Origin of the sequence: Rhodococcus sp. 1163 (assembly GCF_002091985.1) — a bacterium.
Lineage (GTDB): Bacteria > Actinomycetota > Actinomycetes > Mycobacteriales > Mycobacteriaceae > Rhodococcoides.
Genome location: NZ_MKKX01000017.1, coordinates 242,189 through 262,981 on the forward strand (window position 1 = coordinate 242,189; position 20,793 = coordinate 262,981).

General features: G+C 63.0%; 20 protein-coding genes. 6 read left to right on the forward strand and 14 right to left on the reverse strand.

Annotated elements, in window-relative coordinates:
* Positions 1–46: 46 nt before the first annotated feature.
* Entirely contained in the window at positions 47–1,189 is a 1,143-nt protein-coding gene (locus tag BJD99_RS04575) for an ABC transporter permease (protein ID WP_256895487.1), read from the reverse strand.
* Positions 1,182–2,138, reverse strand: a complete 957-nt coding sequence (locus BJD99_RS04580) for an ABC transporter permease (RefSeq protein WP_084345610.1) — start codon at positions 2,136–2,138, stop codon at positions 1,182–1,184. The genes BJD99_RS04575 and BJD99_RS04580 overlap by 8 nt, the downstream gene beginning before the upstream one ends.
* A gap of 752 nt (positions 2,139–2,890) precedes the next feature.
* Between BJD99_RS04580 and BJD99_RS04585 the strand changes: the two genes are divergently transcribed.
* Genes BJD99_RS04585 through BJD99_RS04600 form a run of 4 tightly spaced genes read left to right on the forward strand, consistent with a single transcriptional unit; the run spans position 2,891 to position 5,907 of the window.
* A complete protein-coding gene (locus tag BJD99_RS04585) occupies positions 2,891–3,187 on the forward strand; it encodes a hypothetical protein (RefSeq protein ID WP_084345611.1) in 297 nt (98 codons plus the stop codon).
* 38 nt (positions 3,188–3,225) lie between these two features.
* Positions 3,226–4,905, forward strand: a complete 1,680-nt coding sequence (locus BJD99_RS04590) for an alpha/beta hydrolase (RefSeq protein ID WP_256895488.1) — start codon at positions 3,226–3,228, stop codon at positions 4,903–4,905.
* A complete protein-coding gene (locus tag BJD99_RS04595) occupies positions 4,905–5,480 on the forward strand; it encodes an LppA family lipoprotein (protein WP_084345613.1) in 576 nt (191 codons plus the stop codon). The genes BJD99_RS04590 and BJD99_RS04595 overlap by 1 nt, the downstream gene beginning before the upstream one ends.
* A gap of 58 nt (positions 5,481–5,538) precedes the next feature.
* Entirely contained in the window at positions 5,539–5,907 is a 369-nt protein-coding gene (locus BJD99_RS04600) for a hypothetical protein (protein ID WP_084345614.1), read from the forward strand.
* A gap of 178 nt (positions 5,908–6,085) precedes the next feature.
* Here the strand turns inward: BJD99_RS04600 and BJD99_RS04605 are convergent, their stop codons facing one another.
* The 7 genes from BJD99_RS04605 to ssd all read right to left on the reverse strand — a co-directional run bounded on the left by BJD99_RS04605 (position 6,086) and on the right by ssd (position 10,702).
* The gene (locus BJD99_RS04605; protein ID WP_084345615.1) at positions 6,086–6,433 is read right to left on the reverse strand and encodes an Rv3654c family TadE-like protein; all 348 of its coding nucleotides are present in this window, start codon (positions 6,431–6,433) and stop codon (positions 6,086–6,088) included.
* On the reverse strand, positions 6,430–6,726 hold the full coding sequence (locus BJD99_RS04610) for a TadE family type IV pilus minor pilin (protein WP_084345903.1): 297 nt from the start codon (positions 6,724–6,726) through the stop codon (positions 6,430–6,432). Before BJD99_RS04610 ends, BJD99_RS04605 begins: the two co-directional genes overlap by 4 nt.
* A gap of 20 nt (positions 6,727–6,746) precedes the next feature.
* A complete protein-coding gene (locus tag BJD99_RS04615) occupies positions 6,747–6,950 on the reverse strand; it encodes a DUF4244 domain-containing protein (RefSeq protein ID WP_084345616.1) in 204 nt (67 codons plus the stop codon).
* Between the two features lie 80 nt (positions 6,951–7,030).
* Entirely contained in the window at positions 7,031–7,603 is a 573-nt protein-coding gene (locus tag BJD99_RS04620) for a type II secretion system F family protein (protein ID WP_143542054.1), read from the reverse strand.
* The gene (locus BJD99_RS04625; protein WP_084345618.1) at positions 7,603–8,400 is read right to left on the reverse strand and encodes a type II secretion system F family protein; all 798 of its coding nucleotides are present in this window, start codon (positions 8,398–8,400) and stop codon (positions 7,603–7,605) included. The genes BJD99_RS04620 and BJD99_RS04625 overlap by 1 nt, the downstream gene beginning before the upstream one ends.
* On the reverse strand, positions 8,397–9,578 hold the full coding sequence (locus BJD99_RS04630; RefSeq protein WP_179142182.1) for a TadA family conjugal transfer-associated ATPase: 1,182 nt from the start codon (positions 9,576–9,578) through the stop codon (positions 8,397–8,399). Before BJD99_RS04630 ends, BJD99_RS04625 begins: the two co-directional genes overlap by 4 nt.
* Complete coding sequence (gene ssd, locus BJD99_RS04635; protein ID WP_256895489.1) at positions 9,575–10,702, reverse strand: septum site-determining protein Ssd; 1,128 nt, start codon at positions 10,700–10,702, stop codon at positions 9,575–9,577. Before ssd ends, BJD99_RS04630 begins: the two co-directional genes overlap by 4 nt.
* 322 nt (positions 10,703–11,024) lie before the next feature.
* On the opposite strand from ssd, the gene BJD99_RS04645 reads away from it, so the two are divergent.
* On the forward strand, positions 11,025–11,858 hold the full coding sequence (locus tag BJD99_RS04645; protein WP_084345621.1) for an HAD family phosphatase: 834 nt from the start codon (positions 11,025–11,027) through the stop codon (positions 11,856–11,858).
* Between the two features lie 377 nt (positions 11,859–12,235).
* On the opposite strand, the gene BJD99_RS04650 is transcribed toward BJD99_RS04645, so the two are convergent.
* From BJD99_RS04650 to BJD99_RS04670, 5 genes are all read right to left on the reverse strand, one after another.
* Complete coding sequence (locus tag BJD99_RS04650) at positions 12,236–12,991, reverse strand: oxidoreductase (RefSeq protein WP_084345622.1); 756 nt, start codon at positions 12,989–12,991, stop codon at positions 12,236–12,238.
* A 61-nt stretch (positions 12,992–13,052) separates the two neighbouring features.
* The gene (locus tag BJD99_RS04655; protein WP_084345623.1) at positions 13,053–14,753 is read right to left on the reverse strand and encodes an ABC transporter ATP-binding protein; all 1,701 of its coding nucleotides are present in this window, start codon (positions 14,751–14,753) and stop codon (positions 13,053–13,055) included.
* Positions 14,750–15,724: an ABC transporter permease gene (locus BJD99_RS04660; protein WP_084345624.1), complete on the reverse strand. Its 975-nt coding sequence runs from the start codon at positions 15,722–15,724 to the stop codon at positions 14,750–14,752. Before BJD99_RS04660 ends, BJD99_RS04655 begins: the two co-directional genes overlap by 4 nt.
* On the reverse strand, positions 15,717–16,643 hold the full coding sequence (locus BJD99_RS04665) for an ABC transporter permease (RefSeq protein WP_084345625.1): 927 nt from the start codon (positions 16,641–16,643) through the stop codon (positions 15,717–15,719). The genes BJD99_RS04660 and BJD99_RS04665 overlap by 8 nt, the downstream gene beginning before the upstream one ends.
* 95 nt (positions 16,644–16,738) lie before the next feature.
* Positions 16,739–18,301, reverse strand: coding sequence for an ABC transporter substrate-binding protein (locus BJD99_RS04670; RefSeq protein ID WP_256895512.1), 1,563 nt, complete (start codon positions 18,299–18,301; stop codon positions 16,739–16,741).
* A 537-nt stretch (positions 18,302–18,838) separates the two neighbouring features.
* On the opposite strand from BJD99_RS04670, the gene acs reads away from it, so the two are divergent.
* Entirely contained in the window at positions 18,839–20,785 is a 1,947-nt protein-coding gene (gene acs / locus BJD99_RS04675; protein ID WP_084345627.1) for an acetate--CoA ligase, read from the forward strand.
* The last annotated feature ends 8 nt before the right edge of the window (positions 20,786–20,793 follow it).

Consider the following 20,793-nt stretch of genomic DNA (forward strand, 5'->3'; position numbering starts at 1 on the left):
TGTAGGGCCAGGACTGAGGCGATACGGACACTGTCCGCTCTCGCCGTCACAGCTTTGCCTGGCGTGAGCCGCCGGTGGCCTTCTGCGCCTTTTCGCCGACAATGTTGAACGAGAACACTGTCAAGAACAGGAACATGCCCGGGACCAGTACGACGAACGCGTGCTTCTCGAACACCCCGCCCTGGCCCTCGGCGATCATGTTTCCCCACGTCGGGATCGGCGGCTGGATGCCGAGGCCCAAGAAGCTCAGCGATGCCTCGGCGACAATCATCACCGAGATCATCACCATGCCGAGTGAGGCCAGCGGCAGCGCCACGTTCGGCGCCAGCTCGCGAACCATCACCCGCCAGCGGCTCGCGCCCATCGCGCGGGCCGCGAGGACGAATTCACGTTGGGCGAATGTCAACGTGTTCGCCCGCGCTATTCGAATCATCGACGGCACCGCAAGCACCGCCAGTGCCAACGCGATGTTGCGCAGGTTCGGTTTGAGCACCGACGCCAACGCGATCAGCAGGATCAATGCGGGTACTGCGAGCAGCGAGTTCGTCAAGATCCCGACGATCGAGTCGACTTTCCCGCCGAAGTAGCCGGCGAGGATGCCGATCGCGCCACCGATAATGATGCCGATCAGCACAGCGCCGACCGCGACCACGAGGGAGGACCGTGCACCGTAGATGGACCTCGCAAACAGGTCCAGGCCGAAGTTGTTCGTCCCCAGCGGGTGGCCGGAGAACAGATCCGGCGGGGCGTAACCCTTGGATCCGAGAGTCTTGCTGGTGTCCTCGTGCTCAGCAAACGGCAACAGCGGCGCGATGATTGCTACGCCGATGATCAACGCCAGCCACACGCATGAGATCACGAACGTCAGATCGAAGTCCGGGCCGAAACGGGCCAGCCCGATCCGACGGAAGCCCATGTAGATACCCATCAGGCCGATGATGCCGACCACGATGCGCACAGCCATCACGACCGGGCCCGCGCCCAGCGCGAAACCGAACGCGATCACCCCGATTGCCAGCAGAATTCCGCCGCGTACGTACAGGTTTCGACGTCCGTCTTTGCCGTCGGCGGCGGCCGTGACAGCGGGGTCCTTCACTACCGGATCGGCGACGATCACCGCGGCACCCTGTGCCATCGCGGGGATGGCCTGATCGGGGTCGTTGAGGTCGGGGTGGGAGATATTAGACATGGGCTCGTCGGCTCCTCGGGTCGAGATATCCATAGGAGATATCGATGATGCCGTTGGCCACCACGTAGATGAACGCGATCACCAGTACCGCTCCCTGCACCATCGGCATATCGCCCTGCTGGGCGGCGCGCACGATCAGCGAACCCATCCCCGGCAGCGAGAACAGCGTCTCGATGATGACGGTGGAGCCGATCATCGAGCCCAGCACCAGGCCGAGCATCGTGATCAGGGAGAACGAGGAGGGACGGAACGCATCGGAGATCAGCAACCTCAGGTTCGAGGTGCCCTTCGCCTTGGATACCAGGATGAAGTTCTCTTGCAGGGTCGTGATCAGGTCGCTGCGCAAGATGCGCAGGAACATCGCCATTTCCAGGAGGCTGATCGTGACCGCCGGCAGGATCGCGTGGTACAGGTTGTCGGCAAGTCCCCCCTCGGATACACGCACCCACTGGGAGCGCGGGAACCAGCCGAGGGTGTTGACGAACAGCATGATCAACAGCAGGCCGGACAGGAACGATGGGATCGACAAGACGCCGAATGTGGTGGCACTGATGACACGGTCGACCAGGCCGCCGCTGTGGCGCGCGGACCACATTGCCAACGGAATCGATACCACCAGTGCGATAACCATCCCCATGACAGCCAACTGCACACTCACCGGCAGCGCTGCGACGATGCGCTCCATCACGTCCGACTGCGGCGGAACCAGCGAACGGCCCAGATCGCCCTGCAGAGCGGACGTGAGCCAATCCCAGTAGCGGCTCAAGAACGGATCGTCCAAGCCCATATCGAGACGCGCCTGGGCGTACTCCTCAGGGGTACGTCCCTCCCCTAGTGCCGCCACCGACGGGTCACCGGGTATCAGCGACACAAGTCCGAACGTGCCGAGGCTGACGACGAACAGCACAGCAATCAGCTCGCCAATTTTTTTGAACACAACCTTGGTCATTGCTGGCGTTGCCCCCTTTCTCTGTTCATCCGTTCATCCTCACTTCGATACGATGCTCAGCTGGCCGCGCTTGCGGCCACAGAGTCTTGGGCGGTATCAGCCGGCGCCGAGTCGGTACAGCGCCGAACCGTGGAACGACAGCATTCACTGTTCCGTGCGTCTCATTATGACTGCTGTCACACATCACGAAGGTTCAGTCTCACTGTTCGAGACTGCCCACGATCGGTTAGATCACGAAGGGAACCGAGTCAAGCCAGGCGTCGTCGCCGGGCACATAGCGAAGGAGGCATCCAGCCACCGAAAGCACCCACTGAAGAACCTTCGCGGCGAGTGCACGAGATACAGACATGTAGGGGCTGCCTGCTCGGCGCTTTCCGCTCGAGGCCGGCTTGCGCGGGCTGATCCCCGCATAGAGCAGCGTCAGACCGGCCAGCTGATGTAGAAAAACTTTTGGCAGCCGGCGCCGATGTTGATGTCCGCGACAACAAGGAGTGGACGCCGGTGCCTTTTGCGAGTGCTCATCTTTGGCCGCGTCTCATCTGCCGGAAGCGTTCTCGATGACTGAGTAATTCCAGTACCGCAGCAGTGTCGATAGAGAGTCGAAGCGTCGACCGGCGCGTCTGGGCCAACGCACTGACTACGGAGTGAAGGTCGGACATTGCTGGATCGTGGCAAATGCGTACGTGTTAGCCTTCTGGCGAATTTGGCGCTGCTGTCAGGTTGAGGTCATTCAATTCCGCTGGGGGCGAGAAGTGGGCGAACTGCTGGCAGTCGATGTCGAAGAGCTTCGAGCGCTCAGTAGAACACTCGCCGATACGGCGATCACGATCAACGGAATCAGCGTCACCGCGACTATCGCGATGCCGGGCTCGCCGATCGCCCCAGCCTCGGAGCAGAGCACCAAGACCACGGCCGACGCCTACACACGCATCGGCAACAACGTCAACGAGATGTCGGCAGCGTGCAAGTGGAACGCAACAAGCTACGAGGACGTCGACCGGACGTTTCGTTCTCAGTTGCTCCGCTACGACCGCGCGGCCCCGCGGTGACCACGATCTCCCACGTGCGGGGTTGTCAGCCGAGGTCGATGACGGATTACGCCACGTCTCTGCTGGCGTCGAACAGTACGTTCACCGACCAGGTGCACCGGATGGATCGTGCGGTCGACTCCGCGATGGACAGGTGGCAGGGAGATGCGGCAGCCGCCGCGTCGGCGCGCAGTCTGTCGGAAAGCCTTGCCTCCTCCCACATCGACACGGCCGTCATAGCCATCGCCGAGGCGCACGCATCCCACGGGTCAGTACTCGACGGCATCCGCGCATCGCTGCTGGCCATCGTCGACTTCGAGGTGCCCGGTGCCGGTATGACGGTTGCCGATGACGGCTCAGTGACAGCGCCGACGGTCCCGGTCGGCGGCGGTGTGGTCATCGCGATGCTCCTGCAGAGTCAACTCGACGCGCAGGCCGACGCCATCGAGGTGCGCATCAAGGCGCTCCTCGCACAGTTCGGCGACGGTGAAGTGCAAGCGGCGCAGGCTATTCGAGTAGCGCAGCACCAGCTCGACGCCGTTTCGAACTCGCCGGAGGCCGCGACGATCAGCCCGGCCGTATCGGACATCGTCAATGGCAAGACCTCGCTGCCGTCGGACCCTGCCCAGTTGAGCGAGTTGTGGTCCACGTTGTCCCCGGCCGACAAGGACGCGCTGTTCGCTCACGACAACTACATCGGCAACAGCGACGGTCTCCCGGTCACCGATCGTGACCACTACAACCGAATCAAACTCGACGACGAGTTGTCTCGCGCCGAGGCCCGCGACCCGGCCGTGTCGGATCGGCTCGTGGATCTACAGGCCGTCCTGGACACCATCGCCAACAACCCGGACCGGATGTTGCTGCTCCTCGACACCCAGTCGGGTGTGCAAACCCATGCGGCGGTGGCTGTCGGTAACCCGGACACCGCGGATCACGTATCCGTCACCACACCGGGACTGGGCACCACCGTCGGTGGTGCGATCGGGGCCATGACCGATGAGGGCGAGCAAATCAAGCTGACCGCCGAGAAGCAACTCGACAACATGCCCGGGCACGCGGGTGAGACGGTGTCGACCGTTGCGTGGATCGGTTACGACGCACCGCAACTCGACAAAGAGGACTACACCTCCGAGGAAAGTCTCGGTGGGCTGATACAGGTGTCGGAGGAATGGAACGCGCAGGCCGCTGCGCCGAACCTGTCGCAATTCTACGAAGGCATCGACGCCTCGAACCACGACGGCGACCCGCACCTGACCGCAGTGGGGCATTCGTACGGCTCTCTGACCACAGGACTTGCCTTGCAACAAACTCCTGCGGGAATCGTCGACGACGTGATTGTCTACGGGTCACCCGGCCTGGGCACCGGCCATGACTTCGTAGACAGCAGTCTCGACAAGCTCAACATCGAACCGGGGCACGCGTACGAGATGACCGCGCACGACGATCCCGTCGCGCACTTGAACCGATTCGGCTGGAGTCCCGGCTACATGTCTGAATTCACCCACCTGGACACCGACGCCGAGACGACCGCCGACGGGGTGGCGCGCCAGGGTGCGACGGGGCACAGCGAGTATCCGAGGTCGGGCGACGACGGTGAATTGCGCACGTCCGGCTACAACACGGCCGTCGTGATCGCCGGCCTGGCGGATGTGCCCGGCCAACTCGTCATCGGCGACTCGGCCATCCAGACCGGCGGACGCGATGTATTGACCCAACTCATAGATGCGGTGCGCTGATGCGCGAGACACGAACTACCGACACACGATCGCGACGGTGGATGACGACGGTAGCCGTCGCCGCAGTCCTTACCCTGACAGGATGTGGATCCGACGTGCTCGATAATCCCTACGAAAAGCCGAGCCCGGCCGAGACGGCAGATGCAGCAGCGATTCTGGCGACTCTCCCGTCGCTCGAAGAAACCGAGGTGCAGATGCAGAACGCCGTCGAGCAGCTCGCGGCCTTCATCGACACCCTCGTGCCCGACATGGGGTGGACCTGGATACGACAGAGGAGCGCCGGCAGCTGCAGCCGGCCGTTCAGCGATACCGACGGCGACGATGTCCAATTGAAAAACTATGTGTCGGTGGGGCCGATTCCGGATGCGGTGTGGCCGCAGGTGCTCGAGCACGCGTCGACCCTCGCTACGACTGTAGGCGCAACCAAGGTGCAAACCTTTCACGACGACCCGGACAATCACGAGGTTCGCTTCTACAGCCCGGAGGGCACGTCCATCTACATCGGCACCAGGGGCGCCGTCATCTCCGCGAACACGGGATGCCGACTGCCGCAGGCGAATATGGCCGGAACATAGCACGTTCGCCGGGACCCTTGGCCGACCTACACTCAGCATCGAAAGGACCCCTGTGACGATGCCCAACAGCGCATTCGACGAGCTGGGCATCAAAGTTCAACGTGCACAGGCAGTTGTCTCCGCGATCCGCGGTGTGGGACGGGCCGGCGGCATCGCTGTCGAGGTCGACGCCGAGAATCGGCTTGTCGCACTGCATCATCCGGACGCGCACATCATCCTGGCCGCGTACCGAGCGGCGCTCCTGGACAAGCAGCCGCAGGTGGACGAAGCGATGCGAGAAATGCTCAACGATCCCGACGTCCACGCAATCACCTCGTTCGTACATACCAGCTCCGCTGTCATACCAGCGCACCATCCGCAGCCCGTCGAGGACGACGACACCTACTTCCAAAATCTCGAGCAGGATCCACTCGGCCGGAATCGATGACCTTCGACTCAGTTCGGTAGAGCCCACATTTCACGATTCGCTTCCTCTGCTCGTCGGGCTGCCTTCTCGGCCACGTCCGGCTGGGCTCCGACCGCGGTGCACAACACCGTCCACACTCCACGTGGACGCCATCTGCACACGACCGGAATCATCGGGACCCTCCGACCCCATCGACACTTCACGCCGGCCCCGCCCGCGCCGACGCGACCGCGTCGGCGATCCCGAATCGCCCGAGCGGCAGAGTGATCGTCACGGTGACCACGACGTCCCAACCCTCTACGACGCACTCCGTCACCTCACCCTTCGAGCGGCTTACGATCTCCCGCGCCGTCGCACACGCATCCCCGACGCCTCGGTTCAATTCCCCGGCGGCCGCGAGAGCCGACAGGTCCGCAGCCGACTGGGCCTGATGCCGGGCACCGACCGCCGAGCCGACGTGAACGATCGCCACCACGACCACCAGCAATGCGGCCAGTGCAGCTGCAGCAAGAACCGTCACACTGCCTTCCTCACTGGACACCGTCATTCCGCAGTGTCCGGTTCGATCGCGGCGACAGCTTCGGCACTGACAGTCAAACCCGGCAACGGCGTGTCGGACTGCACGCGGGCTGTCACGAACCCATCGTGCTCGGTGACGGTGATCTGCGCCCCACTCGGCGCCACCGACTGGGCAACCGATACCGCATCACCCCTGGCCGCCAATCGCGCTGCTTCCCGCGCCGCATCCACACACCGGACATACATCGACACAGCAAGTATCGCCCCGATGCATGTCACGACGACCGCAACGATGGACGCGATGGCGATAGCCGCCTCCACCGTCACGGCGCCGTCGTCGGCTACACAGCTGTCTTGAGGGCTCGGTCGATGATTCCGGTCAACGAACTCACGATCGAATCGCCGGTCACCACTGTGTAGAGAATCGCCCCGAACGCCGCAGCGGCGATCGTGCCGATTGCGTACTCGGCTGTCGACATTCCATCGTCGTCCGCCGCGGCCAAGATCAATCTCACCTGAAGCTCTCGAACCATCCTGTGCACCATGCCTATTCCCTCCCTCGACCTCCGAGACGGCGGTTCCGCCTCGGAATCCTCTGTGTCTCGTCACAGCGACCCTCGTGTGCTCACAGCAGTCCCCCACCCAGTACGTTCCCGGCGAGTCCGATGACGACGGGAACGATCCCGAGGCACACGAACGCCGGCAGAAAGCACAGGCCGAGCGGCCCACTGATCAACACCCCTGCGCGCTCGGCTGCGGCTGCCGACGAGTCCTCGGTCTGTGCACGCCGCGCCTCGGCGAGCTCGGAAATCCCCTGTGCCAACGAGGCTCCCGATCTTGCCGATCGCCGCGCCATTCGCGCGAGGGATTCGATGTCGGGCCTGGCGGCTACGGGCTCCCACGCGGCAGCGGGGTCCGCGCCCAGCGCGAGTAAGTCTGCGGTGGTGCGCAATGCCTCGGCGAAGGGCTCGTTCGTCGACTCGGAAACCGCAGCGGCTGCGATGCCCACCGGAAGTCCGCCGCGCAAACATGCAGCCAGCAGATCGAACGTGGTCGCAACCGAATGTGGATCGGCAATGTCGGCGTCGTCTCCGCTCTTCTCGTCGAAAGGATCCTTGGGCGCGATACGAGAGACGTACGAGGGAGCTGTTGGGATCACGGCGAGTGACGCCGCCGCGCACACCGCCGCCACCCACATCAACGGCACACCTTTTCGGTGATCGCATCGGTCCACATCAGCCCGGCGCACGCCAACATCGAGCCGAGCACCAGAAGGACTCCGCCCAGGCCGCCGCCGAACAGCACACCGATCGGGGACGCCCCCATGAATTGACCAAGGATGACCCCGAGGACCGGCAAACCCGACAACACTGTTCCCGTCGCCCGGGCACCGGCCAGGCTCGCCTCGGTTCGATCGCGAAACCGACTCCTACCCAACAGGTCCTGCCGCGCTGCCCCGAGCAGGTCGGCAAGCCCCAATCCGCGGGTGTCCGCGATGTGCCAGGCTGCGGACAATCGCGAGAGTTCCACGTGCACCGGCGAATCCGCGACGAGCAAGCCCGCACACGCATCACCACCCAGCCGCGCACGCCCCGCCGCGGTGCCGAACGCGACAGCCACGCTTCCACTGCAATCGGCAGCAGCACTCGCGCAGGCCAACGCCGGATGCGAGCCGACTCGGAGCTCACCGATGACGACGTCGAGTCCAGCGATGAGCGAGTCGAGCTCACCGCGATGCGATCTCCGCCGCTGAGCTTTCTTTCTCCGACGGACCACCGTTGCACCGACGATGATGGCGGCACAGAGCGCATGCAGGCCACCCGCCACCACGGCAAGGGCCAACCCCACCACTACCACCGACGTGAGACCCAGTGCCCGAGAGCGCGTTCGATCGGCACGAGCGACTTTGCCACGCAGCAACGACGGCACTCGCACACGTGGACGCGGTAGCACCAGAAGTGCCGCGGCACAAGATAGAACACCCAGCGCGGTCACAACCGCGCCAACCGTTGCTCAAGGAGTGCATCCAGCCGTTCTCGGCCGCGGTGTACATCGCCGTCCACACTCCACGCGGACACCATCTGCACGCGACCGGAATCATCGGGAACGACCACGGCAATTTCACGCAACCGACGCCGGCCATCGAACGAGCGATGCACATGCAAGACCACCTGTACCGCGGCCGCGAGTTGACTGTGCAAAGCCGCACGATCCAAACCACCCAGTGCGGCAAGAGCTTCCAGGCGTGCGGGCACCTCGGCGGGAGAGTTGGCGTGAATCGTGCCCGCTCCGCCGTCGTGACCGGTGTTGAGCGCGGTGAGCAGGTCGACGACTTCTGCGCCGCGAACCTCTCCCACAACGAGCCGGTCCGGCCGCATCCGTAGCGCTTGACGAACAAGCTGCCGAACGGTGACCTCGCCGACGCCCTCGACGTTGGGCGCCCGAGCAACCATTCGAACGACGTGCGGATGCGACGGCGCCAACTCGGCAGCATCCTCGACGCACACGATGCGCTCGCTGCGCGCGACCTCGCCCAGCATGGCGGCCAACAACGTAGTCTTTCCTGCGCCGGTTCCGCCGATGACCAGAAATGCCAAGCGCGCCTCGATGATCCGCTTCACCAGAGCGAGAGCACTCGGCTCGAGCGCTCCACGGTCCGCCAAGGCTCCGAGCCCCTGGGTGGTCGGGCGCAACACGCGCAGCGACAGACAGGTACCGCCTCGCGCGACGGGCGACAGCACCGCATGCAGTCGGACGCCGAAAGTGCCGTCGCCCACTCCGGGTAGCTGCCCGTCGACCCACGGTTGAGCGTCGTCGAGCCGTCGGCCCGCGGACAGTGCCAGTCGCTGCGCGAGGCGTCGTACCGCGGCCTCGTCGGCGAAACGGATGTCGGTGCGCTCGAGTCCCGCGCCGCGGTCGACCCATACTTCGTCCGGTGCCGTGACCAGAACGTCGGCGACCCTGGAATCGAGTAGCAGCGTCTCCAGCGGGCCTGCACCGGTCAGCTCGGTCTGCAGGACACGGAGCGCCGCCAAGAGATCGGTATCGCTCAATACCCCGCCCGCTTCGATTCTGATGGCTGCAGCGACCAACGCGGGCGTCGGTTCACCCGTCGTGTGGACGAGCCTGTCGCGAACGCGGTCCAACAACTCCGGCGTGACGACGGCGCTCATGCCGCCCACCGCCTCGGCGCCGGCTTGCGCGCGAACGTCGCGAGAATCGACTCCGCGGCATCGGTCAGAGGCGATCGACGTCCGAGCCCTAGCCCCCCGCGTTCGATACGCTGCGCCAAGCCTGGCTCGGGTCGCATCGTAGCCAGCAGGGGCAATCGGAGGGCGTCGGCGATGTCGGTGCCGCGCAATCCCCCGGGCGCGGGCCCCCGCACGACGAGTCCGACGTTCGAATTGCGGCCGCGGAGGTAGCCGAGGAGATTCTCGGCGCCAGCGACGGCTCCGATCTCGGCGGGGACGACCAACACCACCAGGTCCGCGGCGTCGTGGAAGACGTCGGTGTGTGGGCCTGGGTGACGGGGAACGTCGCACACGACCAGATCTCCGGATCGGCGTCCGGCGTCGACCACCGCGGCACATGCCGTCACATCCAGGCCCGAAGATCCCGAGTCCGCGCGGCCGGCCGAGAGGACGGCCAACGAGCCGCTCGACGGCAACGCACTGTGTAGGGCATCGCCGGAAATCCGGCCTGCCTCGACGACGAGTCCGGGCCATCGCAGGCCCGGCTGATCCTCCCAGCCGAGCATGAGATCGAGTCCTGGACCGTAGCTGTCGCCGTCGACCAACAGCGTTCGCGCTCCTGCCGCGGAGGCCGACAGGGCCAACGCCACGGCGAGCGTCGACGTTCCAGCACCGCCCCGGCCGCCGACAACGGTGATGACCCCGCCGCCGCCCTCGGTCCGGTCGTGTTCCCGTCCGAGGAGCCCGATCAACGTCGCTTCGTCTTGCGGAAGTCCCAGGACGTGTGATGCTCCGACGGCAGTGGCAGCACGCCATTGGTCGACGCCGGGTTCTCCTCGGCCCAGCACGAAGATCGCGTCGCGACGGGGCAGTCTTCGGGAGGACGCCTCGCGAGCGTGGGCGACGTCGAGGAGTATTGCGTCGGCTTCATCCCACTCGATCCTGCTCGGCGGAGTGACTGTCGCGGCAATACCGACTGGTAAGTTCCTTTCCAGCACAGTGCATTCGGCCGCCGCGGCGATCCTGAGTACTTCGTCGCGCAGTACGGGATCGCCGGTGGACAACACGATCGGGCGCCGAGTCGGCGACATGTCCTGGAATTCCATGGGTGCGAGCCTGCAGTGAATTGCGCTCGGAGAAAACAGCGTTCATGCCGAATGGGGATAACTCGCAACGTGTGGACGAGATCGTGTACATCCGTACCAAATTCACGCATTCCCCTACAACGAGGACGACCCTCGCCAGGGGGGAGGAGGCGAGGGTCGTCGAGTTCAGCCCCGGGGGGTCGGGCTGAACTTGCCCGGACGAATCCGGACAGGTCGATACTACACCTGGCGATGACGGTGTTTGCAAGTTCAACATTCACTCTTACTCAGTGAGACAAACCGGGAAATAGCCGAAAAAAACGAACACTCTATTGTGAAAGCTGTGACCACCACCACCGGCAAAGTCAACGCCGAATCCCCTCGTCCGGGCGGAAATATCGCCGCATTCTTCGACCTGGACAAGACGATCATCGCCAAGTCGAGCACCCTCGCTTTCAGCAAACCATTTTTCGATCAGGGGCTGATAAACAGACGGGCCGTACTCAAAAGCAGCTATGCACAGTTCTTGTTTCTGCTATCCGGCGCCGATCACGACCAAATGGAGCGAATGCGAGCGCATATCGCTGCAATGTCCGCCGGATGGGACGTCGAACAAATTCGGTCGATCGTTGCAGAAACGTTGCACGACATAGTAGATCCGTTGGTATTCGCCGAAGCAGCGGACTTGATCGCAGATCACAAACTCCGCGGACACGACGTCGTGATCGTCTCGGCATCCGGTGAGGAAATCGTCGGTCCGATCGCCGAAGCGCTCGGCGCAGACTTCAGCACCGCCACTCAGATGGAGGTCGAGGACGGCCGATACAACGGAACCGTCGCCTTCTACTGCTACGGTGAGGGCAAGGTCGAAGCGATGAACGCACTCGCCGAGTCCCGAAATTACGACCTGTCAAGGTGTTTCGCGTATTCGGACTCGATCACAGACCTTCCCATGCTTCATGCCGTCGGCAATCCGACTGCCGTCAATCCCGACCGTGCGCTCCGCAAGGAGGCCGCGTCGCTTGGTTGGCCGATTCTGACTTTTTCCAATCCGGTCTCACTTCGATCACGTATCCAAGCACCATCGGGTACAACCGTGGCGGCAAGTGCCGCAGTCTTTTTCAGTGCGCTGCTGGCCGGAGCGGTTACCTACGGGTTGCTGAGAAGAAAACCGTGACGCACCCCTTGCTGTGAGCGCCGTCACGGGGTACAAAGGACTTACGGAAGAACGGAAGGCCAAGATCGAACCGGAAGAGAAGGTTCCCTCTCCCAACCGTGATTCCCAGCACGGACACCAGGCACCCACGCTGAGCTCGCCGCTGACATGGCAAAAGCGCTGTGGGTCTGCGAGATTCGGGATGTAGCAGCAAGAACCCTGCACCGGTTGCAGGGATGACCTCCTACCTCACCGGACCATCGCCGAGGCCATGCGATCCTAGCGATCGTGACAGCCCACCAATGCACGCTTGGTAACCCGGCAGTCCGTGCTAACGGGCGGCGAAGTCGACTCAGTCGGCGGCGCCGCCCTTTTGATGTACCGACACAGCCAGGTGGTTACTTGTCGGAGCCTGCAGCCTCGGCGATCGACGTCGCTTCCATCGCCCCGGCCTCGAGTGCGCCGCAGCAGAGGATGACCCAGCTGCCGACACCGGTGGCAGTACCGGAAGCGAACCCTGCCGCTCCGTCTCGGTAGGCCTGCGATCGGCGCAGCCAACTCACTTCGGGTACTCCGAGATTGTGCGGATCCAAACCCGAAGACGCGGCCACGAGCCGAGACGCCGCCCGGGCGACGACACCATCGGCCGACTCGAACGGCTTCAACGTCAACAGCTCACCGTGCACGATCGCCGCAATGACCGGCGCCGGCGCGGAGGATCCACCGGTGACCAGCTGGGCCAGAAAGTCCAGACGCTCACCGATCCCGCCGTCCGAACGTGGTCGCCCGAGTGCTGACTGGTCCTCGACCAGGTCCGCCGCAGCAAGTAGATGGAGTCGAGCGAGGGCCTGAAGCGGCGCGCTCTTCCATGTCGAGAGCATGATCGACAGCGCATCCCCGTCGAGAGCTGCACCTACCCGCAAGGCGCCTGCCAGAATCGGGTCGCCGTCTTCACCTTCGCGTGGGAAGTCCATCGATCCGCCTTCGAGGGCGGACGAAGATCGAGCTGCACGTACTGCGGCTTCGGCCGCCGTGGCAGGCCAGCCTCGACGGTTCGTCTTGTGCCGATGCACTGCTCCGAGTGCGTCGCGGGCACGTTCGGCGGCGTCGATGACGCCGGGGAGTTCGAGCAGCGGGGCGAGAGGGTCCGTCACGATAGGCGACGGTACCCCCTCGCAGGCTGGAGCAGACTCGCCGGACTGCCCCAGCCGATCGCTATACGCCGAGCTGAACCGATCCGCCGGGAATGGCGGCCAGCAGTCGCTGTGTGTACTCCTGCTGCGGGTTGTCGAACACCTCGTCGGTCGTGGCCGCCTCGACGATCTCTCCTGATCGCATGACCAGCACGTCATCGGCGATCTGCCGCACCACGGCAAGATCGTGCGTGATGAAGAGGTAGGTCAGACCGAGCTCTGCCTGCAGATCGTTCAGCAAGGACAGAATCTGCGCCTGCACGAGAACGTCGAGAGCCGAGACTGCCTCGTCGCAGATCACCATCTCCGGCGAGAGAGCCAGAGCGCGCGCAATGGCTACGCGTTGACGCTGGCCGCCGGAAAGCTCGTTCGGGAATCGGCGCATGACCGAAGTCGGCAACGCCACCTTGTCCAACAGGTCACGGACCCGAGCCTCACGTTCCTTCTTGCTGCCGACCTTGTGGGTCCGCAGCGGCTCCTCGATAGTGCGGTAGATCGAGTACATCGGATCCAGCGACCCATAGGGGTTCTGGAAGATCGGCTGTACACGACGCCGGAACGCGAAGGCATCCTTGCGATCCAGCGCCCCTACGTCCTGCCCGTCGAACTTGACTGTGCCAGTTGTCGGTTCGAGGAGACCCAGCACCATTTGCGCAACAGTCGACTTGCCCGAACCCGACTCACCGACTATCGCAGTGGTCGTTCCGCGCTGCACTTCGAACGAAACATCTTTCACTGCAATGAAGTCCGTCGACTTCCACGGTGCTCCGCCGCGGATCTTGAATGCTTTCGTGAGCCCTTCAGCCACCACCACATTTTCGGTGACGTTTTCGGTATGCGAATCGTCCTGCTGCTCAGCCAACTCGAAGGCGTGTTCGGTCGCACTGTCCTTGACCTTTGCACGTGCCTTCACCGATTCGAGCCGGCGCGATGCCAGAGACGGCGCTGACGCCACCAGACGTTGCGTGTACTCGTGCTGCGGATTTTGCAGAATCTGCCGTGCGGGACCGGATTCGACAACGTTGCCCCGATACATCACGACGAGATGCTCGGCACGCTCGGCGGCCAACCCCAGGTCATGGGTGATGAGCAGAACCGCAGTGCCGAGTTCCTTCGTCAGCCCCTCGAGATGATCCAGGATCTGACGCTGCACGGTCACATCCAATGCCGATGTCGGCTCGTCCGCTATCAGTAGTTTCGGTCGACAAGAAAGCCCGATCGCGATAAGCGCACGCTGACGCATGCCACCGGAGAACTCGTGTGGATACTGATTCACACGCTTGTCGGACTCCGTCATCCCGGCCTCGTCGAGCAGTTCGATCGCCCGCTTCTTTGCCGCCTTACCTTTGGCTATACCATTGGCCGCCAAAGTTTCTTCGATCTGAAAGCCGATCTTCCACAGCGGGTTCAGGTTCGACATCGGGTCCTGCGGGATCAGTCCGATCTGATCGCCGCGAAGCGCTACGATCTCCTTTTTCGACGCCTTGGTGACGTCGAGACCGTCGAACAGAATCTCGCCGCCGGTCACGCGACCGGTGCCTGGCAGGAGGTCGATGATGGCATGAGCCGTCGTGGACTTTCCGGAGCCGGATTCACCTACGATTGCGACAGTCTGTCCGGGGTACACAGCCAGACTCACGCCCTTGACAGCGGGAACCATCCCGAACTTGGATTTGAATCCGACCTGCAGATTCTTGATTTCGAGCAGCGGCTCTTCGGTCATCGTTTCCTCGCCTTCGGGTCGAGGGCATCACGTAGGGCATCGCCCATCATCATGAACGCCAGAACCGTAATCGCCAATGCCGTTGCGGGATAGAACAAAATCGGGGAACCGGAACGCAGCCGCGACTGTCCGGTGCTGATGTCGGCACCCCACGAGACGACCGTGCCGGGCAGACCGACGCCTAGATACGACAACGTTGCTTCGAGTGTCACGAATACACCGAGCGTAATCGTCGTGGTGACGACGATCGGACCCAAAGCGTTCGGAATGACGTGCCGTAGCAAGGTTTTGAATCGACTGACGCCGAGAGCCTTCGCAGCCATCACGAAATCGTTGCCACTGATCGAGAGCACCGAACCGCGGGTAATGCGCGCGATCTGAGGCCAGCCGAATATGGCAATGATGCCGATGACGACCCAGACGTTGCGATCACGCAGGACCTGCAGCAGCACGATCGCTCCCAGGATGAGAGGGATTCCGAAGAAGATGTCCGTGACTCGCGACAGCAACGAATCGAGCCAGCCACCGTAGAAGCCGGCCAGCGCGCCGAGGGTGCCGCCGAAGAGCAACACGGCAAACGTTGCTCCAACACCCACCAAGACCGATGCACGAGCGCCGTACACGGTGCGCGCGTAGATATCGCAGCCCTGCAGATCGAACCCGAACGGGTGCCCGCCGCTACGCGCGGCCATGCTGAAATCACCGTTGCAGTAGCGCGGATCTTGACTGGTGAACCAACCAGGGAAGACCACGACGACGAGAATGAACAGGATGAGCAAGCCCGAGATGATGAACAGTGGACTCTTGCGCAGGTTGACCCACGCGTCACGCCAGAAACCAGAAGGCGCCTCGGAGTCGTCGACGGAATCGACCACGGCGACCTCGACCTCAGTGGGTCCGGCAACGAAAGAGCCTTGCGCCGGGCGTCGAGGGCGCACGAGGTCGCCCGATGCGTCTCGCAGATCAGACATAACGAATCCTAGGGTCGAGAACGGCGTACAGAAGGTCGACGACGAGGTTCGCGACGATGTAGATGACGATCAACACCGTCACGAAGGATACGACCGTGGGTGCCTCCTGACGAACGATGGCCTGATACAACGTGCCACCTACGCCTGGGATGTTGAAGATTCCCTCGGTAACGATTGCGCCACCCATCAGCGCACCTAGATCGGCACCGAGAAACGTGACGACCGGAATGAGCGAATTGCGTAGGACGTGAACGGTGATCACGCGGTTGCGTCCCAGCCCCTTGGCCGTAGCGGTACGAACGTGGTCAGCGGTGAGATTCTCGGCGACAGAGGAGCGCGTGAGGCGCAATGCGTACGCGAAAGAGACCAGACCGAGAACGAAAGCGGGGAGCAGGAGCTTGCCGAACGTCGCATCGCCACCGACAGTCACCGGAGCGATTCCCCATTTGATTCCGAGGAAGAACTGACCGAGAAAACCGAGGACGAAGATCGGCACCGCAATGATGACGAGACTGACGACGAGGATGGAACCGTCGAATAAACCGCCCTTGCGAATACCGGTGATCACACCGAAGCCGATGCCGAACACCGCCTCGACGACCAACGCCATCAATGCGAGCTTGATGGTGACCGGAAACGCTTGCGCCATGACCTCGGACACCGGTCGTCCGGAGAACGAGGTTCCGAAATCAAGCGTGAAAATGCCCTTGAGGTACTCGAGGTACTGCACGAAGAATGGCTCGTCGAGATGATAGCGCGCGCGCAACGCGGACTCGACAGCAGGGGTGAGCGGTTTGTCACCGCCGAGAGCTGCGATGGGATCTCCAGGGAGCAGAAACAGCATCGCGTAGATGAGCAGGGTCGCTCCGATGAACACCGGGATCATCTGGAGTATCCGTCGCCCGATGTACCAGATCATCAGGTTACTTTCCGTGGGGTGCGAATGTGAAAATGCGAGGTCTACCTGCTCATGGATGAGCAGGTAGACCTCGCATGTCAGACATGTTGGGCTACTCAGCCCTTGGTGATGTTCTCGTAGTCCGGCAAGCCGTTCCACGTGATCGCTGCGTCGGACACTGCCGTCGAGTGACCGGCAGCGGCGATGTAGTCCCACATCGGGATGACCGGCAGATCGCGGAGCAACATTTCTTGCGCCTCGTTTGTCAGCTTGTAGGACTCATCCACGTCCGTTGCGGCCTCGGCAGCACGCAGGGCGGCGTCGAACTCGGGATTCGCGTAGTCGGTGTCGTTCGCACCTGCACCCGTGACGAAGATCGGCTCGAGGAACTCGAGCAGCGATGGGTAGTCACCCTGCCAGCCGGTCCGGAATGCGGTGGTGATGGTCCGGTCGGTGATCTGTGTACGGATCTGGGCGAACGTCGGCTGCGGTGCGCCGATGGCGTCGATGCCGAGGGTGTTGCGGATGCTGTTGGTCACCGCGTCGATCCACTCCTGGTGGCCGCCGTCCGAGTTGTAGGCGATGGCAAACTGACCGCTCCACGGGGCGATGGCATCGGCCTTCGCCCACAACTGCTTTGCCTTTTCCTGGTTGTAGCTCAAGACGTCGTTCCCGGGGATCGAAGAGTCATAGCCCGGCAGGGAGCTCGCCGTGAAGTCCTTCAGTGGTTCGCGGGTTCCCTGGAAAATCTGCTCGGTGATCTGATCGCGGTTGACGGCCATCGAGATCGCCTGGCGGCGCAGAACACCTTCCTCGCCACCGAAGTGAGCCAGCCTGAGGGGGATCGCGACGGTCTGGTTCTGCGCAGTCGGTGCATTGATCGCCCGATCGCCCAGATCCTGCTCGTACGTGGGCAATGCACTCGACGGGATGGTGTCGAGAACGTCGAGGTTGTCGCCCTGCAGATCTGCATAGGCGGTGTCCAGCGAACTGTAGAAGACAATGCCGAGTCCATCGTTCTTCGGCACCCGGTTGCCGTCGTAGTCGGTGTTCGGAACGAGGTCGAGCCGGACGTTGTGCTGCCACGCACCGTCGCTGGCGAACTTGTACGGTCCGTTGCCGATGGGGTTCTCGCCGAATGCCTTCATGTCGGCGAACGCTGCCTCGGGCAGCGGGTAGAACGGGGTGAACGCCAGACGCGTCTCGAAATCGATGGTCGGTGCCTTGAGCTGGACCGTGAATTCACTGTCGCTGACAACCTTCAGACCCGACATGGTCTGTGCAGACGGGTTCTCGACGGAAACCTCGTCGTAGCCCAGGATCGGCTCGAAGAACGAACCCTGCAACTGAGCATTACTTGACAGTGCGCCGTAGTTCCACGCATCGACGAACGACTTTGCCGTAACCGGCGTGCCGTCCGTGAACGTCCAGTCGGGCTTGATCTTGATGTCGTAATTGAGGTTGTCCGTCGTATCGATGGACTCGGCAACCTCGTTCGTCGACTTGCCTTCGGCGTCGTACGACTTCAGCCCGGCGAACAGACGATCGACGATTCGGCCGCCGCCGTTCTCGTTCGTGTTGGTCGGAATCAGCGGGTTCTGCGGCTCCGAGCCGTTCACCGTGACGACACTGTCAGAACCACCGCCGCCGTCGGATCCGCTACTGCACGCAGTGATCATGGACAACCCGAGAACCGACGCTACAGCGACGGTTGCTATGCGTTTGACACGCAAGATAACCCTCCATCTAGGTGTGACCACAGGTTTACTGTGGTCCGTCCTCCGGGCGCAACGCCCCGGGGGATTCATGGGCGGCGACCGCAAGCCGCGACATTGTGCGCCGAGGCAACGATCTCAATAACGAGGACTCTAGACACACCCTGAAACGAACCTGTGAACTCCCCCAGAAAAAGCAGACGCTCGACTGCGTGTGCAACATGTTCGAAACGATTCGGCAACTGAATTCCCACGAGGTGAGAGCGATCTCCCGCCAACCACTCCGATCATGCGGTGGGCGGTACCGCCCACCGCTCGAAACCTACCGATCACCGCAGATCAGAGGGTTGCAGGTGGATGCAACGATGCGACAGCGCTCACATGTGACTACCCTCACAGGGGCTCGCGCGGAGGCTGCAGAGCGACTGTTGAGCTCGTTCGTGATGGCATAAGTAGCTGCCCGAGCGCGAAGAGAACCACGACGAAAGAGAGCCATTCGAGATGACGATCAGTACCTCCGGTGACCACGACACTGCCGCCGAGGAGACCTACCCGCCGTCTGCAGAATTCGCCGCGCAGGCGAACGCCACAGCAGATCTCTACGACGCCGCCGCCAAGGACCGCCTCGCATTTTGGGCCGAGCAGGCACGTCGACTGCACTGGCACACCCCGTTCACCGAGGTGCTCGACTGGTCCGACGCGCCCGTCGCCAAATGGTTCGCCGACGGAGAGCTCAACGTCGCCTACAACTGCGTCGACCGCCACGTCCTCGACGGCCACGGCGAGCAGGTTGCGATTCACTGGGAGGGCGAACCCGGTGACAGCCGCGACCTCACCTACGCCGACCTTCTCGCGGAGGTCAGTCAGGCGGCCAACACCCTGACCGACCTCGGACTGGTCTCCGGCGACCGCGTCGCCATCTACATGCCGATGGTCCCCGAAGCCATCATCTCGATCCTCGCCTGCGCACGCCTGGGCCTGATGCATTCCGTCGTCTTCGCCGGCTACTCCGCCACGGCACTGCGTTCACGCATCGACGACGCCGAAGCCAAACTCGTCATCACCACGGACGGGCAGTGGCGACGCGGTAAGCCCGCGCCGATCAAGGACACCGTCGACACCGCCGTCGACGGCGCGAAATCAGTCGAACACGTATTGGTCGTCAAGCGAACCGACTCCGAGGTCGCCTGGACCGAAGGACGCGACATCTGGTGGCACGAGAGCGTCGCTGAGGCATCGAAAGAGCATGAGGCTCAGCCGTTCCCGGCCGAGCACCCACTGTTCATTCTCTACACCTCCGGCACGACCGGTAAGCCGAAGGGCATCGTGCACACTTCCGGCGGCTACCTGACTCAGACCTCGTACACGCACCACAATGTGTTCGACCACAAGCCAGGCAAGGATGTCTATTGGTGCACCGCCGACGTCGGTTGGGTCACCGGCCACTCGTACATCGTCTACGGTCCGCTCTCGAACCGCGCGACGCAGGTCGTGTACGAGGGAACACCGAATTCCCCTGACGAGCACCGGCATTGGAACGTCATCGAGAAGTACAAGGTGTCGATCTATTACACCTCGCCCACCCTCGTGCGCACATTCATGAAGTGGGGCAAGGAGATTCCCGAGGCCCACGATCTGACGTCGATCCGGCTGCTCGGCTCCGTCGGCGAACCGATCAACCCGGAGGCGTGGCGTTGGTTCCGCGACGTCGTCGGTGGTGGAACGGCACCCATCGTCGACACCTGGTGGCAGACCGAAACCGGCGCGATCATGATTTCGCCGTTGCCCGGCGTGACGTCGACCAAGCCCGGTTCGGCGATGGCTCCGCTTCCGGGGATCTCCGCCAAGATCGTCGACGACGACGCAAAGCCACTGGGCAAGGGCGGAAACGGATATCTGATCCTCGACGAGCCGTGGCCGGCGATGCTCCGCGGCATCTGGGGTGACATGGAGCGATACAAGGACACGTACTGGTCCCGTTACGCCGAAGAAGGTTGGTACTTCGCGGGCGACGGCGCCAAGTACGACGAGGACGGCGCACTATGGGTCCTCGGACGCGTCGACGACGTCATGAACGTCTCCGGCCACCGGATCTCCACCTCCGAGGTGGAATCAGCGCTCGTGAGCCATCACGGTGTCGCCGAGGCTGCAGTCGTCGGTGCCGCCGACGAGACCACAGGTCAAGGCATCGTCGCGTTCGTGATCCTACGCGCAGGAATCGAGAATACCGGTGACGAACTGATCGCGGAGCTCAAAGCTCAGGTGTCGAAAGAGATTTCACCGATAGCTCGCCCTCGCGAGATCTCGATCGTTCCCGAACTCCCGAAGACTCGCTCCGGCAAGATCATGCGACGCCTGCTGCGTGATGTCGCCGAGGGCCGCGAACTCGGTGACGTATCGACTCTCGTCGATCCGAAGGTCTTCGATTCGATCAAGAAGGGTCGCTAGCGACCGGT